This is a genomic window from Nocardia rosealba (assembly GCF_020216065.1).
Taxonomy (GTDB): domain Bacteria; phylum Actinomycetota; class Actinomycetes; order Mycobacteriales; family Mycobacteriaceae; genus Nocardia; species Nocardia rosealba.
In genome coordinates this window covers 253,535-268,224 of the sequence record NZ_JAIWNA010000001.1, presented here as the reverse complement: position 1 = coordinate 268,224, position 14,690 = coordinate 253,535, and the positions used below count along the sequence as shown (strand labels likewise).

At 68.1% G+C, this 14,690-nt stretch carries 16 protein-coding genes; 9 read left to right on the top strand and 7 right to left on the bottom strand.

The annotated features are described in order from the left end of the window. Positions 1-42: 42 nt before the first annotated feature. Positions 43-570: a GNAT family N-acetyltransferase gene (locus LDL21_RS01225; RefSeq protein WP_225278474.1), complete on the top strand. Its 528-nt coding sequence runs from the start codon at positions 43-45 to the stop codon at positions 568-570. A gap of 2 nt (positions 571-572) precedes the next feature. Here the strand turns inward: LDL21_RS01225 and purU are convergent, their stop codons facing one another. The 6 genes from purU to LDL21_RS01195 form a co-directional block, all read right to left on the bottom strand. After that, positions 573-1,463, bottom strand: coding sequence for a formyltetrahydrofolate deformylase (gene purU, locus LDL21_RS01220; RefSeq protein WP_225278473.1), 891 nt, complete (start codon positions 1,461-1,463; stop codon positions 573-575). 20 nt (positions 1,464-1,483) lie between these two features. Then, positions 1,484-2,536, bottom strand: a complete 1,053-nt coding sequence (locus LDL21_RS01215; RefSeq protein ID WP_308017106.1) for an alpha/beta fold hydrolase — start codon at positions 2,534-2,536, stop codon at positions 1,484-1,486. 73 nt (positions 2,537-2,609) lie between these two features. Beyond that, positions 2,610-2,882: a DUF2516 family protein gene (locus LDL21_RS01210; RefSeq protein WP_067485839.1), complete on the bottom strand. Its 273-nt coding sequence runs from the start codon at positions 2,880-2,882 to the stop codon at positions 2,610-2,612. A gap of 94 nt (positions 2,883-2,976) precedes the next feature. Then, positions 2,977-3,618 (bottom strand): heparin-binding hemagglutinin, encoded by a 642-nt coding sequence (locus LDL21_RS01205; RefSeq protein WP_225278472.1) that lies wholly within the window; start codon positions 3,616-3,618, stop codon positions 2,977-2,979. Beyond that, positions 3,618-4,064 carry a helix-turn-helix domain-containing protein gene (locus tag LDL21_RS01200; protein WP_067641944.1) on the bottom strand — a complete coding sequence of 149 codons (447 nt, stop codon included), beginning with the start codon at positions 4,062-4,064 and terminating at the stop codon, positions 3,618-3,620. Before LDL21_RS01200 ends, LDL21_RS01205 begins: the two co-directional genes overlap by 1 nt. A 93-nt stretch (positions 4,065-4,157) precedes the next feature. After that, complete coding sequence (locus LDL21_RS01195; RefSeq protein WP_372462122.1) at positions 4,158-5,486, bottom strand: DUF445 domain-containing protein; 1,329 nt, start codon at positions 5,484-5,486, stop codon at positions 4,158-4,160. Between the two features lie 199 nt (positions 5,487-5,685). On the opposite strand from LDL21_RS01195, the gene LDL21_RS01190 reads away from it, so the two are divergent. From LDL21_RS01190 to LDL21_RS01155, 8 genes are all read left to right on the top strand, one after another. After that, the gene (locus tag LDL21_RS01190; protein ID WP_084475774.1) at positions 5,686-6,366 is read left to right on the top strand and encodes a TetR/AcrR family transcriptional regulator; all 681 of its coding nucleotides are present in this window, start codon (positions 5,686-5,688) and stop codon (positions 6,364-6,366) included. 159 nt (positions 6,367-6,525) lie between these two features. Further along, positions 6,526-7,944, top strand: a complete 1,419-nt coding sequence (locus tag LDL21_RS01185) for an ABC1 kinase family protein (protein WP_225278471.1) — start codon at positions 6,526-6,528, stop codon at positions 7,942-7,944. Then, positions 7,941-9,200, top strand: a complete 1,260-nt coding sequence (locus LDL21_RS01180) for a saccharopine dehydrogenase family protein (RefSeq protein ID WP_225278470.1) — start codon at positions 7,941-7,943, stop codon at positions 9,198-9,200. Before LDL21_RS01185 ends, LDL21_RS01180 begins: the two co-directional genes overlap by 4 nt. Continuing rightward, entirely contained in the window at positions 9,197-9,829 is a 633-nt protein-coding gene (locus LDL21_RS01175) for a class I SAM-dependent methyltransferase (protein WP_225278469.1), read from the top strand. The genes LDL21_RS01180 and LDL21_RS01175 overlap by 4 nt, the downstream gene beginning before the upstream one ends. A gap of 36 nt (positions 9,830-9,865) precedes the next feature. Beyond that, complete coding sequence (locus tag LDL21_RS01170) at positions 9,866-11,296, top strand: alanine/glycine:cation symporter family protein (RefSeq protein WP_225278468.1); 1,431 nt, start codon at positions 9,866-9,868, stop codon at positions 11,294-11,296. Positions 11,297-11,311: 15 nt separating this feature from the next. After that, on the top strand, positions 11,312-12,157 hold the full coding sequence (locus tag LDL21_RS01165; RefSeq protein WP_225278467.1) for a polyphosphate kinase 2 family protein: 846 nt from the start codon (positions 11,312-11,314) through the stop codon (positions 12,155-12,157). A gap of 76 nt (positions 12,158-12,233) precedes the next feature. Next, positions 12,234-12,998 carry a DsbA family protein gene (locus tag LDL21_RS01160; protein WP_225278466.1) on the top strand — a complete coding sequence of 255 codons (765 nt, stop codon included), beginning with the start codon at positions 12,234-12,236 and terminating at the stop codon, positions 12,996-12,998. After that, a complete protein-coding gene (locus LDL21_RS01155) occupies positions 12,995-13,561 on the top strand; it encodes a vitamin K epoxide reductase family protein (RefSeq protein ID WP_225278465.1) in 567 nt (188 codons plus the stop codon). Before LDL21_RS01160 ends, LDL21_RS01155 begins: the two co-directional genes overlap by 4 nt. Here LDL21_RS01155 and LDL21_RS01150 read toward each other — a convergent pair. Beyond that, complete coding sequence (locus LDL21_RS01150; RefSeq protein WP_225278464.1) at positions 13,558-14,637, bottom strand: S1C family serine protease; 1,080 nt, start codon at positions 14,635-14,637, stop codon at positions 13,558-13,560. The genes LDL21_RS01155 and LDL21_RS01150 overlap by 4 nt on opposite strands. Positions 14,638-14,690: the final 53 nt, after the last annotated feature.

Genomic DNA, 14,690 nt, shown 5'->3' with positions numbered 1-14,690 from the left:
AGTCCATTGCGCACGCGTACCCCTATCCGGGAGACTTGGACCGTGTTGATTCGTCGCGAGACCCCTGCGGACGCCGCGGCGATCGCCGCGATCCACCGTGCCGCCTTCGCCCCGCACTATCTCGGCGATCCGGCCGTCACGGAACCACCGGAGCCCGCGCTGGTCGACGCCCTACGCGCCGACGAATCCTGGATGCCGACATTGTCGCTGGTCGCCCTCGCCTACGACACCGTGGTCGGGCACATCTGCCTCACCAGGGCGGGCATCGGCCCGTTCCCGGTGCTGGCCCTCGGCCCGCTCGGCGTCGACCCCGACCATCAGAAGACCGGCGTCGGTTCGGCCCTGGTGCACGCGGCCCTCGGCGCCGCCGACGCGCTCGACGAATCGGTGGTCGGACTGGTCGGCGACCCCGACTACTACTCGCGCTTCGGTTTCGTGCCGGGCGCGCGCCGCGGCATCGTCCCCGACCAGGCCGACTGGGCCGAATACTTCCAGGTCAGGCCGCTCGCCGCCTACGATCCGGCGGTCACCGGCGAATTCCGCTACCCGGCGCCGTTCTACGACCTGTAGACCTACTCGAACACCACGGTGCGCCGGCCGTGCACCAGCACCCGGCCCTCGAGATGCCAGCGCAGGCCCCGGGCGAGCACCACCCGCTCGATATCGCGACCCTGGCGGACCATGTCGGGCACATCGTCGGCGTGATCCACGCGGATCACGTCCTGCTCGATGATCGGGCCCGCGTCCAGCTCGGCGGTCACGTAGTGGCAGGTCGCCCCGATCAGCTTCACCCCACGGTCGTAGGCCTGGTGGTAGGGGCGGGCGCCGACGAACGACGGCAGGAAGCTGTGGTGGATATTGATCGCCCGGCCCGCCCAGTGCTCGCACAGCGAGGCGGGCAACACCTGCATGAACCGGGCCAGGACCACCGCGTGCGGGTCGTGCACGTCGACCAGTTCGCGCACCTGCTCGAACGCCGGACCGCGCTCGGCCGGGTCCTTCGGGAACGGCACGTGATGGAACTTCACCCCGTGCGCCTCGGTCATCGCGGCCAGGTCGGGGTGGTTGCCGATGACGGCCTCGATGGTGGCGGGCAACTCACCGGCCCCCGCGCGGCCGAGCAGGTCGTGCAGGCAGTGCCCGTCCTTGCTCACCAGTAGCACCACCCGGCGGCGGGCGCCGGTGTCGTGCAGCTGCCAGTCGGTCTCGGGACCGAACTCCGCGGCCACCTGCGCGAACCGGGTGCGCAGTTCGTCGATGCCGAACGGCACCGTCGATGCCTTCACCGCCTGCCGGGTGAAGAACCAGCCGATGTCACCGTCGGAGTGATAGCCGGCCTCCACGATCGACCCGCCGAAATCGGCGATGAACGAGGAGATCGCGGCGATGATGCCGGGCCGGTCGGGGCAGCCGAGCGTCAACACGAACCGACGGTCGTCCGAGGTCACAGGGGCAGAACTCATCCCCTCATCCTCGCAGGCCCTCAGGCAGAGGCGCGTGCGGGCTCGCGGACAGCGGCGAGGACTTCGCGCAGCTCCCGGTTGAACAGGTCGTAGCGCTCCACATTGCCGAGGTGGCCGGTGGGCAGCACCTCGAACTTCGCCAGCGTGCCCGCCTTGCGCAGCAGTTCGGCGAGCCGTTCGGCGTGAATGGCCGGGGTCATGTCGTCGCGGTCACCGGCGAGCACGGTGGTGGGCACGGTGAAGTTGCTCGCGGCGTCGCCCAGATGCAGCGCGGCCAGCAGCAGGCCGTAGCGCGAACGGGTCATCATCGGGCAACCACGCACCACCGACAGGGCGTAGCTCAGCTTCTCCGGCGTTGTGTCGAGGGTCATCACCTGACGGGCGAAGATCCAGCGCACGGGCGCGATCGGCGGGAACACCACCGGAGTGCCGAGGATGAGCTTGCCGAGCCAGTCCGGCGAGGGCAGGGCCCGGCCGCGCAGCAATCGCAGCGGCTTGTTCAGACCGGGAACCATGGTCGACACCTCGACCAGCGAGTGCGCGCCGGTGTTGGTGAGCAGCACGGCCGCGGCCTGCTCGGCGACTCGTTCGGGGTAGCGACCGGCCCAGGCGATGAGCGTCATCCCACCCATGCTGTGGCCGACGAGCACCGCGCGCTGGCCGGGCAGCAGCGCCGCGTCGAGTACGTCGCACAGATCGTCGGCGAGCAGGTCGGTGCTCGGCCGCGCGTAGCCGTTGGTGCTCTCACCGTGGCCGCGCTGGTCGTAGGCGATCACGCGGTACTCGCCGGCGAAGGCGTTGATCTGGGCGTTCCAGTACTCGATGGAACAGGTCCAACCGTGGGCGAACACGATGACGGGTGCGTCGACCGGGCCGTAGGCGTGCACACGCAGCCGGGCGCCGTCGGCGGTGACCACCGGGATCACCTCGTGCGGGACCGTCGGCGGGTCGAAGGCCGCCACGCCGTGGGTCCGGGTCCGCAGATCGGCCCGGTGGGCGGCAAGTCCGGCCTTGATCCTGGCGGTCACGGTATCGACCAGGTCGTTCACGGTCGCGGGCATCATTGCGCGCATCGACACACTCCTTTGTGTTACTCATAGAAACAGTAACACCGGGAGCGCTCGACCGCGAGGGTCCGGCGACGATTTACCAGCGCGGCCCGCGCTGCACCTCGTCGACTTTCGGCCGCACATCGGCCAGATACACACCGGTCGCGATGATCGCGATGAACGAGGTGAGCATGCCGAACCCGCTGATCCCCAGCAGCAGGAACACCAGCGCACCCGCCAGGATCGCCAGCCAGATCGGCTTGGTCATCTTGTCGACGGCCGTAAACGCGTCCGGCCGCTGACGCACGGCATGGATCAGCGCGAACACCGTCGCACCGAAGGCTGCCAGCCACAGGACCAGCAAAATCATCCCCGTCACTCCATGCACCATATTCACTCCCCCATCATACGAACAGCGGCCCCACACACCAGGGGTGCGCGGGGCCGCTGTCGGCGGTGAAGGGTTACACCTTCTTGGGTGCGGCCTTCTTCGCGGGGGCCTTCTTGGCCGGCGCCTTCTTGGCGGCGGGCGCCTTGGCCGGGGCGGCCTCGTCGGTCACGGCGACGACCTCGGCCTCGACCACAGCGGCGGCCTCGGCGGCAGCGGCCTGCGCCTCTTCCTTGCCACGGCCCAGCAGGTCGGTGACCTTGGCGAGGGCTTCCTCGGCGCGGGTGGAGGCATCCTTGTACAGGGACTCGACGCGACCGATCTGCTCGTCGACGGCCTCGTTGGCACGCAGCCGCTCGACGGTCTCCTCACCGCGCACGGCGAGGTCGGCGTAGATGTCGAGAGCCTGGCGGTAGTACTGCTCGGCCAGCTTGCGCAGCTCCTCGGGGGTGAACTTCTCGCGCAGCTCGGCGAGGTCCTCCGGCAGCTCCGAGGGCAGGCCGGCGAGGCGCTCGCGGATGGTGTCGAACTGGGCCTGCACGTCGGCGGGCACATTGGCGATGCGCTCGCGAGCCTCTTCGACACGGGCCTTTGCATCGGTGGTGGCGACCCGCTCGCGGACGTCGGCGACGACCTCGTTCACGGCGGTGTAGATGGCATCACCGGCGCCGACGGTGGCGAACAGCGGCTTGGTCACGGTAGCGGTCTTCTCGGTCATCAGTCTTCGCTCTCCTGGTGTGGCGGAGTGTCAATTGTCGTGAACGAAACGTCGCTGTCCCGTTCGTTCCCCCCTGAGCCGGTTTCTTCCCCGTTTTCCCGGCGAAACGACTCATAGATTTCCAGCAACACCTGTTTCTGCCGTTCGGTCACCGAAGTGTCGGCCAGCAGGGCGTCCCGGACCGGGCTGTGCGGGCGCTGTTCCAAATATCCGGCCCGCACATACAACACCTCCGAAGAAACCCGCAGCGCCTTGGCGATCTGCGCGAGTACTTCGGCGGAGGGGTTTCGTAATCCGCGTTCGATCTGGCTCAGGTACGGATTACTCACCCCGGCCAGCGCGGCGAGTTGACGTAAGGACACCTGCGCGGCTTCGCGCTGGGACCTGATGAACCCTCCGATGTCTTGAGCCGCGTGGACGACTCGGTTCTCGGGTTGGTCTGCCATCACTCACCTTCTGGCGTTGTACGGTCAATACTAGGTCAGGGTGCTAGCTCTTGCAAGCACTACAGTTAGCAGCCGCCGGGCGAACACCCGGAATCAGTGGAACAGCAGCTGCGAGATCGTGTAGATCGCCAGGCCCGCGAGCGATCCGACGACCGTGCCGTTGATCCTGATGAATTGCAGATCCCGGCCAACCTGCAATTCGATCTTGCGACTCGCCTCGTCGGCATCCCAGCGGGCGACCGTGTCGGTCACCAGCGTGGAGATCTCGGCGGCGTAGTTACCAACCAGATAGCGCGCCCCCCGGTCGATCCACCCATCGACCTTGCCACGCATCGCCGGATCGTCACGCAACTGTTCACCCAGCTGTTGCACATTCTCCGCCACTTTGCGTCGCAACGTGGAATCGGGGTCGTTCGCCGACTCGAGAATCAATCGCTTGGCCGCACGCCAGGTGGCCTCCGCCATTCCGGTGATCTGTTCGCGGCCCATGATCTCGGCCTTCACCTTTTCCGCCTTGGCGATCATGGCATCGTCGTGCTGCAGGTCGTCGGCGAAATCCTGCAGGAATCGAGTGGCGGCCAGACGCAGTTCGTGGTCGGGGTCCGAACGCACCTTCCAGGTGAATTCCACCAATTCCCGGTAGATCCGCTCCGACAACAATGTGTTGACGAATTTCGGCGCCCATTGCGGCGCGTCGCGCAACACGATCCGGTCGATCGTCTCCTGCGAACCGAGCGCCCACTGGTGCGCCCGCTCGGCGAGCAGGTCGATCAGCGGCAGCTGCCGGTTGTCGGCGATCAGCTCCGAGAGCACCCGACCGAGCGGCGGACCCCATTGCGGTTCGGCGATGCGCTTGACGATGGTGTTGTCGATGATCTGCTCGACGTCCTCGTCACGCAGCACGCCGACCACGGCGGTCAGGATGGTCGAACTCTCCTGCGCCACCCGCGCCGCGTTGGCCGGTGTGGCCATCCACCGCCCGACCCGCAGCGAGATCTGGGCCGCGTCGAGCCGGGCCGACACCACATCGGGAGCGAGGAAATTGGTGCCGACGAACGCGCCGAGGCTCTCGCCGAGCTGGTCCTTCTTCTTGCGGATGATCGCGGTATGCGGGATGGGCAAGCCGAGCGGGTGCTTGAACAACGCCGTCACCGCGAACCAGTCGGCCAGCGCGCCGACCATGCCCGCCTCCGAGGCCGCGCGCACATAACCCACCCATGCGCCGCCGCCACCGCGTGACTCGAGCCAGCGGCACAGCAGATAGATCACTGTCGCCACCAGCAGGAAGCCGGTGGCGAGGGCCTTCATCTTGAACAGGTCGCGTCGTTTGCCCGCCTCGTCGGTCAGATCCGCGAACCCGGCGGGCTGCGCCGGTGCGGTGCGCGGCGTGAGCACCGCCGTGTTGCCGGGAGCTTTCTCCATGGCCCCCATTCTGCTGTGCGAAATGCCGCCGCGCCGACGCCGGCCTGTGGTAAATCCCCCAACGTCGCCTAAACGAGCGCCACCCCACATCGGCAGGCATAAGCTGTATCGCGAGAGACGCCACATCGATCGCAAGGGGGCTGTCCTGTCCACCGAAGACCTTGTCGAGATCGGCGAGCAGACCGGTCGGGGTTCCGCCGTGCGCGGCGCGGGTCCCGTCGACGGCCGCAAGAGGCGGTGGCGCCAGCACAAGATCGACCGGCGCGAGGAGCTCGTCGACGGCACCCTCAACGCCATCCGCGTGCGCGGCGCGCAGGCGGGCATGGACGAGATCGCCGCCGAGATCGGCGTGTCCAAGACCGTGCTGTACCGGTACTTCGCCGACAAGAACGACCTGGTGCACGCCACAATGCAGCGCTTCATCGAGACCACGCTGCTGCCGCGCGTGTACGGCGCCATCAGCCTCGATGCCGACGAGTACCAGCTGGTGCGGGCCGCCATGACCGAATACGTGGGGACCGTCGACGACGACCCCGAGGTCTACCGGTTCATCATGCACAACGGCAGCGGCGACAATGCCTCGCTCGCCGAGTTCGAGCGCCTGTTCGCCGAGGTGGTCACCGCCGTGCTCATCGACCGGGCCGGCGCCAAGGGCATCCGCACCGATGGCGCGATGCTGTGGTCCTACGTGTTGGTCGGCGGCATCCAGCTGGCCACCCACTGGTGGACCACCACCGACAAGGCGATGCCGCGCCAGGACGTCATCGACTACCTCACGATGATGGCCTGGAGCGCGATCGAGGGCATCGCTCGCGCGGGTGGCTCGCCCGCTGTCTTCACCGAGCAGACACACGTTCTACCGCCACTTCCGGAGTCCTGACCAGCGCTGATACCAGATATCGCCGTCCCGGGCTCGACATCGCCGCGCGGTTGGTTACGCTGAACCGAGCGGGGCGCTGTGGCTTGTGTCACCGCGAGGTTGCCGTGCGCCGTCAGGCGTTCGGGCAGCGTGCACGTCGGCACCAACGGAGGTACCTCGATGGCGAAGAACGTGCCGACATCCCGGCTTGCCCGTGGCACGAAGCTGGGGGCGGTGGCGGCGAGTTCGGTCATCCGTTCCAAGAAGACCCGGTTGTCGATGCGCGGCAGGTCCGAGGCCGTGCGCGCGAAGATGGCCGAGGAGTCGATGATCCGCACCACCGAGCAGGTCGTCATGGTGCTCGGCACCATGAAGGGCGTGGCCATGAAGCTCGGCCAGATGATGTCGGTGCTGGATCTGGACCTGGTCCCCGAGGACCATCGCGATCGGTTCCAGCAGCGTCTTGCCGTCTTGCGCAATGCGGCACCGACGGTGTCGTTCGAGAACATGCGCGCGGTGATCGAGCAGGATTACGGCCGCCCGCTGGACGAGGTGTTCGCCGAGTTCGACCCCGAGCCGATCGCCGCCGCCTCGATCGGCCAGGTGTATCGCGCCACCCTCGCCGACGGCAGGCGGGTCGCGGTGAAGGTGCAGTACCCCGGCGTCGACGTGGCGGTCCGCGCCGATCTGAAGAACCTCACCATGTTCCGGCGAGTGCTCGCCTCGGCCATGCCGTGGATCACCCCGGCCGTGCTCGACGAGCTGAAGCTCAACATGGAGGCCGAACTCGACTACCGGGCCGAGGCGGCGACGCAGAGCGAGATCGCGCACCTCTACCGCGACCACCCGTTCATCTTCGTTCCCTCGGCCGTGCCCGAGTTGTCGACCACCCGGGTGCTGGTGAGCGAGTTCGTCGACGGCGCCGGATTCGACGAGATGCGCACGCTGCCCGACTCCGAGCGCAACCGGATCGGCGAGATCGTCTACCGCTTCTACGTGGGTTCGCTGTTCACGTTCAACGAGTTCTGTGGCGACCCGCATCCGGGCAATGTGCTGCTCGCGCCCGACGGCCGGGTGGCGTTCCTGGATTTCGGCCTGTTCAACCGGATGGACCCCAAACTGGTGCACTTCGAGAAATTGTGCCTGCGTGCGGCCGCCGAGGAACGTTCGGAAGACCTGCGCCAGTTGATGATCGATCGCGGCGTGATCGATTCGCCCGACGAGATCGGTGCCGAGGAGTGCCTCGAATACGTGCTCGCCGCCTCCGAGTGGTGTCTTGTCGACGAGGTCCTCACCATCACCCCCGAGCTGGCCAGCGGGGCTTTCCTGCTCGCCGTCGACCCGAGGGCCAGCGAGTTCACCGGGATGAAGCAGCAGAATCTGCCGCCCGAGCACCTGTTCTCCCGCCGCGCCGACTTCCTCACCTTCGGCATGCTCGGCCAGCTCGACGCGACCAACAACTGGCATTCGATCGCTCGCGAATGGCTCTACGACGAGCCGCCGATCACCGAACTCGGCATCGCCCATCATGATTGGCTGCGCACCCACCCACCGAAACCGGTGAAGAAGACGCGCCCCCGCAAGGCAACCACCCGATGAAAGGCTCCTCTGTGCCGCAAGACCGCGAGTTCGACCTGATCCTGTTCGGCGCCACGGGCTTCGTCGGCAAACTCACCGCCGAGTACCTGCTCACCGCCGCACCCGCCACCGCGAAGATCGCGCTGGCGGGCCGTTCGCGCGACAAGCTCGCCGCCGTGCGCGAGGACCTCGGTCCCGCTGCCGCGTCCTGGGATCTGGTGGTCGCCGATTCGACCGACGCGGCCTCGCTCGCGGCGATGGCCGAGCGCACCAAGGTCGTGGTCACCACGGTCGGGCCGTACCTGCGCTACGGTCTGCCGCTGCTCGGTGCGTGCGCCGCCGCGGGCACCCACTACGCCGACCTCACCGGCGAACCGCTGTTCATCCACGACGCGATCGAGCAGTTCGAGCAGGCCGCCGTCGACTCGGGCGCCAAGATCGTGAATTCCTGTGGCTACGACTCGATTCCGTCGGATCTGAGCGTGTACGAGATCTACCGCGCCTCGGTCGCCGACAACACCGGCGAGCTGGAGGACACCACGCTGGTCGCCTACCTCAAGGGCGGGATGAGCGGCGGAACCATCGACTCCGGTCGCGCCATGATGGAGGACATCGCCGCCGACTCCGGCCGCGCGAAGATCCTGGCGCACCCGTACTCGCTGAGCCCCGATCGCAGCATGGACCCCGATGTCGGCAGGCAGACCGACCAGGCCCTCGCCCGCGCCGACAGCATCGATCCGAGCCTGCACGGCTGGGTCACCACATTCATCATGGCCTCGCACAACACCAAGGTGGTCCGCCGCAGCAACGGTCTGCTCGGCTGGCCCTACGGCAAGCAGTTCCGCTACCGCGAGGTGATGAACGCGGGCACCTCGGCCACCGCACCGCTGGTGGCGGCGGGTATCGCGGGCGGCATCGTGGCCGGGATGACCTCGGGCGCGGTGCTGTCGCGGGTGTCGTTCGGTCGCAAGCTGCTCGACCGCATCCTGCCCAAGCCCGGCACCGGCCCGGACGAGAAGGCTCGCCGCAGCGGCTGGTTCACCATGAAGACCTTCGCCCGCACCAGTTCCGGCGCCAAGTACCAGGCCACGTTCTCCGGCACCGGCGACCCCGGCTATCAGGCCACCGCCGTGCTGCTCGGCCAGAGCGGTCTGTGCCTGGCGTTCGACGAATTGCCCGAGCGCGCAGGCGTTCTCACCCCCGCGTCCGCCATGGGCGAGGCGCTCACCGAGCGGCTGCGCGCGGCGGGCATGACCATCGAGGTCGTCCGGCAGTGAACCTGGCTCGCAAAGCCATGAACGCGCCCGCGCTCGCCGCGATCTACGAGCACGCCTGGCGTCCCACCCTGTTCTACCTGGCCAGCGGCCGCACCACGGGCGACGACCGTCGCGACGCGGTGCGCTCGCTGCGCTTGGGCGGGCCGGAGAAGGTGCTCGATCTGGCTTGCGGCCCCGGCATTTTCACTCGTTACCTGAGCGAACACCTCAGCGGCGACGGTTTCGTCACCGGCCTGGACTACTCCGCGCCGATGCTGGCGCGCGCCGCCGCCGACAACGCGGGACCGCGCGTGGGCTACGTGCGCGGCGACGCCCGCACCCTGCCCTTCGCCGACGAAACCTTCGACGCCGTCTGCTGTTTCGGTGCCCTCTACCTGATCCCCGACCCGATCGCCGCCGCCCGCGAGATGATCCGCGTCCTCGCGCCGGGCGGCCGCATCGCCATCACCACCAGTTACCGCGACGACAACCTCTTCGGTAAGGCGAGCACCCTGGCCGCGGGCGTGAGCGGTCTTCGCCTGTTCGACCGCGACACCTTCCCCACCCTGTTCGCCACCTCCGGGCTCACCGAAATCACCCAGCGCGTGCACCGTTTCATGCAATACGTCGAGGCGACCCGCCCCGCCTGAGCCGACCTGCGGTAGCCCGGCGGTAGCCTGCCGGGCATGGACACGCTGAACTCGGTGATCGTCGATGTCAACAACGTGTTCTGGGACTGGTTGCTGATCCCGCTGGTGATCGTGACCGGGGTGTATTTCACCGCGCGCAGCGGGGTTGTGCAGTTGCGGTTCCTGCCGGAGATGTTCCGGGTGGTCGCCGAGAAGGGCACCCCCGCCGCCGACGGCAAGCGGTCGGTGTCGGCGTTCGGTGCCTTCAGCATCTCCGCGGCCGCGCGGGTCGGCACCGGCAATATCGCCGGCGTCGCCACCGCCATCAGTGTGGGCGGGCCGGGTGCGGTGTTCTGGATGTGGGCGATGGCCACGCTCGGTGCCGCGTCGGCCTTCGTGGAATCCACGCTGGCCCAGCTCTACAAGCGACCCGAACACGAACCCGGCACCTTCCGTGGCGGTCCCGCCTACTACATGCAGTACGGTCTCGGCCGGCGCTGGCAGGGCCTGATCTTCGCGGTGGTCATCACGCTGACCTTCGGTTTCGTCTTCAACGCGGTGCAGGCCAACACCATCGTCGCCACCAGCCGGGCCTCGCTGACGGCGATCGATGGCGACTGGTTCGCCCCGCTGGTCGGGCTGGCGCTGGTCGTCCTGCTCGGCCTGGTGATCTTCGGTGGAGTGCGCCGCATCAGCCGCATCACCGAGGTGCTCGTCCCGGTGATGGCCATGGTGTACCTGCTGCTCGGCATCGCCGTGGTCGCGCTGAATCTCGACGACCTGCCACGGGTGTTCGCCGATATCGTCGGCGGGGCGTTCGGCTTGCGGGAGGTGGTCGGCGGCGGTATCGGCATGGCCATCACCCAGGGCATCCGGCGCGGCATGTTCTCCAACGAGGCCGGTCTCGGCTCCTCCCCGAATGCCGCCGCGGCAGCGGACGTTTCGCATCCGGTGAAGCAGGGGCTCGTGCAGTCGCTCGGCGTCTACTTCGACACGCTGCTGGTCTGCTCCATCACCGCGTTCATCATCCTGACCAGCGACCCGGACCTGTCCGAGCGGCACAGCGCCGACCTCACCCAGACCGCGCTGCACACCACCCTCGGCAGCTGGGCGGGGCACGTGCTCACCGCGGTGGTGTTCATGCTCGCGTTCAGTTCGATGATCGGAAACTTCTACTACGGCCGCGCCAATATCGAGTTCATCACCGATCATCCGCGCCTGCTCACCGTCTTCCGGGTGCTGGTGCTGGTCGCGGTATTCGGCGGCGCGCTCGGCTCGGTGGCGCTGATCTGGAACCTGGCCGACGTATTCATGGGCGTGATGGCCCTGGTCAACCTCACCGCGATCCTGCCGCTGGGCGCGGTGGCGTTCCGGCTGCTCGCCGACTACCGCACCCAGCGCCGCGCGGGCAAGGACCCGGTGTACGTGCACCGGGCCGAGATCGCCGACCCCGCCGGGGTGGCGTGCTGGCAGACCCGCCGCGACTAGTGGTAGGCATGGCTGATGGCGAATCTGTGGACCGAGCCCGTCACCACCGCCCTGCGCGCCGACGGGCTGCGCGTCGCCGATATCGACACCTCGGCCACGCCCGGTTTCCTCGGCGGCAAGCAGCTGGGCAAGTCGATGCTGCCCGAACGCGGCGAGGTGCTGTCGGTGTTGCAGGAGAAGCTGTTCGCGCACGGACGCACCGGTGGTGACCGCCGGGTGCTGCTGATCCTGCAGGGCATGGACACCGCGGGTAAGGGCGGCATCGTGCGGCACGTGATCGGTTCGGTCGACCCACAAGGCGTCGACCACGCCTCCTTCGGGGTGCCCACCGAGGAGGAGCGGGCGCACGACTTCCTGTGGCGCATCCGCAAACGCCTGCCCGCTCCCGGCCAGCTCGGCGTCTTCGACCGCTCCCACTACGAGGACGTGCTGGTTGTCCGGGTGCACGGCCTGGTACCGCAGGCCGAATGGGAGCAGCGCTACGACAAGATCAACGCCTTCGAGAAAGAGGTCGCCGACTCCGGGACGACCATCGTCAAGGTCGCCATGTTCGTCTCCCTCGACGAACAGAAGCGCAGGCTGCGCGCCCGCCTGGAACGACCGGACAAGTACTGGAAGTTCAACCCGGCCGACATCACCGAACGCGCCTTCTGGCCCGAATACCAGAAGGCCTACCAGGCCGTTCTCGATCGCACGAATACCGATTACGCTCCGTGGTACGTGCTGCCCGCCGATCAGAAATGGTATTCGCGGCTGGCTGTCACCGAACTACTGATCGACGCGCTCACCGGCCTGAACCTGGACTGGCCCGGCGCGAATTTCGACGTGGCCGAACAGCTGCGCCTGCTCGATCAGTCCTGACCCTGTCTTTGAACAAACTCTCAGGTTCGGCCCGCATGATGTCGTGGAGCAGACGAGCGAAAGGCGTGTGACAACGGTGAGCACGGGCAGCAAGAATCCGCTTGCGGCGGCAGAGGCCGCCGACAAGAAGCGCAAGCTGGCGATCCAGGTCGGTGTCGCAGCGGTGCTGGTGGCGCTGGTCGCGGCGATCGGCATCGGTATCGCGATGAACCGGTCCGATTCCGACACCAGCGGCGGCAGCGGTTCCACGGCGGCCGAGGGACTGCCAACGCTGCCCGCGACCGTCGGCACGGTCACCCCGTCGGGCAGCGTGCTGATCGGCAACCCCGACGCCAAGGTGAAGGTGCGCGTCGTCGCAGACCTGCAGTGCCCGGCCTGCAAGCAGTTCGAGACCGCCAACGGCCTCGCCCTGGCCAAGGCCGCGGCCGAGGGCACCGCGTCGGTCGAGTACCAGATCATCTCCTTCCTCGACAAGGCCTCGACGAACCAGTACTCCTCGCGCGCGGGCAACGCCGCCTACTGCGTGGCCCGCTCGGACGCGAACAAGTTCCCCACCTGGCTGCAGCTGATGTTCCACCGCCAGCCCGCCGAGGGCGGCGCGGGCCTGAGCAACGAGCAGCTCGTGGCCATCGCCGACGAGACCGGGTACACCGATCCGGCCGTGGCCACCTGCATCAACGACAAGGCCATGGCCGACCCCCTCGCCAAGACCACCCAGACCCTGCTGACCAGCGGGCTCAAGGGCACACCGTCGGTCTTCGTCAACGGTGAGCTGATCGAGAGCAACGCCGTCTACACCGAAGACGGCCTGGCGTCCGTGATCGCCGACGCGGCCAAGTGATCACCGCGTCGGCACGCTCGGCCTGGCTGCTGCTGATCGCCGGGCTGGCCGGGTGGCTGGCGTCGTGCACGCTCACCGTCGAACGGTTCAAGCTGTTCACCGATCCCACCTACATGGCCTCGTGCAACTTCGACTCGGTGCTGTCGTGCGGATCGATCATGCAGACGCAGCAGGCCGCCGTGTTCGGCTTCCCGAATCCGATCATCGGCATCGTCGGGTTCTCGGTGGTGGTGACCCTCGGCGTGCTCTCGGTGATCGGTGTGGGTTTCCCGCGCTGGATCTGGGGTTCGCTCTGGGGCGGTACGGTCCTCGGTGTCGCCGCGATCTGCTGGCTGATCTTCCAGAGCCTGTACCGCATCAACGCACTGTGCCCGTACTGCATGGTGGTGTGGGTGGCGGTGCCGGTGCTGTTCGCGGTGGCCACCCAGGAGACCTGGGGTGGCTCGCGTGGGCCGATGGGAATCCTGGCCGAGTGGCGCTGGACGCTCGTCGTCGTGTTCTACGCCGTGGTGCTGCTGCTGATGTTCCTGAAGTTCCAGGACTACTGGCTGAGCAAGGTCTAGTTGGGCGTGCCTTCGGCGAGCACCACGTCGACGACGCGGGTGCTGCCGTCGGGCGCGGTGACATCGAGGCGGACCACGTCGCCCGGTTTGCGCCTGCCGATGGCCGCGCTCAGCGCCCGGGCGGTGGTGATCGACGCACCGTCGACGGCGGTCACCACGTCACCGTCACTGATCCCGGCGGCGCGGGCCGGTTGCCCGAAGAAGGCCCAGTCGACCCGCGCGCCCGCCGGTTTCGCGTCGACGATCTGCACGCCGAGGGTGGCGGTCGGGCCGATGTGCACGCTGTCGGTCGGCGTGCCCGAGCGGATCTGGGCGACGATCCGCATGGCCGTGTCGATGGGCACCGCGTAACCGTGCGCCGGTTTGGGCTGCCGGTCCTGCGTGCCGCGATCGCCGGAGGCGGCGGTGATGACGCCGACCACCGCGCCCGTGCCGTCGGCCAGCGCCCCACCGGACTGCCCACCCACCACCGGTGCCGCGATCTCCACCATCCCGCGCAACGATTTGCGGCTCAGGTCCGCGGAGTTCATCGCGACGATGCTGGCGTCCAGGTCGGTGATCGGACCGGCCACCGAGGTCTGCTCGCCACCGTCGCCGCCCGCGTCGCCGATGGCGAGCACATCCTGACGTAACCGCAGCCCGGCCGAGGAACCGATCCGCGCGGTCGGCAACCCCGAGGCGCCCGCCAGCGCCAGCAGGGCGACGTCGGCGCTCGAGTCGTAACCGAGCACGGTGGCCGGGTAGCGCAGACCGGTACCCACGTCGGTGACCGACACGTCCTCGGCGCCCTTGATGACGTGGTGGCTGGTGAGGATCTGCCCGTCGCCGGTGAGCACGATGCCCGAGCCGGCGGCCGCGGTTCCGAACCGGCTCGCGTCGACCGAGATATTGACCAGCGCGGGCTGCACCTGCGCGGCGACCAGGCCCGGATCCAGCGGCACGGGCGCAGGCGTGGCCGCGACGAATTCCTGCGGGGCGGCCCGCTCGAGCCCCAGCTCACCGCGATATCCGAGGACACCGCCGAGGGCGAGCAGCGCGACGACCAGCGCCATGAGCACCCGTGATCCACGTTGCACGCGCACGTCCTCTCTCGCGGGCCGACCCTTCCCATTGTCCCCCGGCTCGGGTC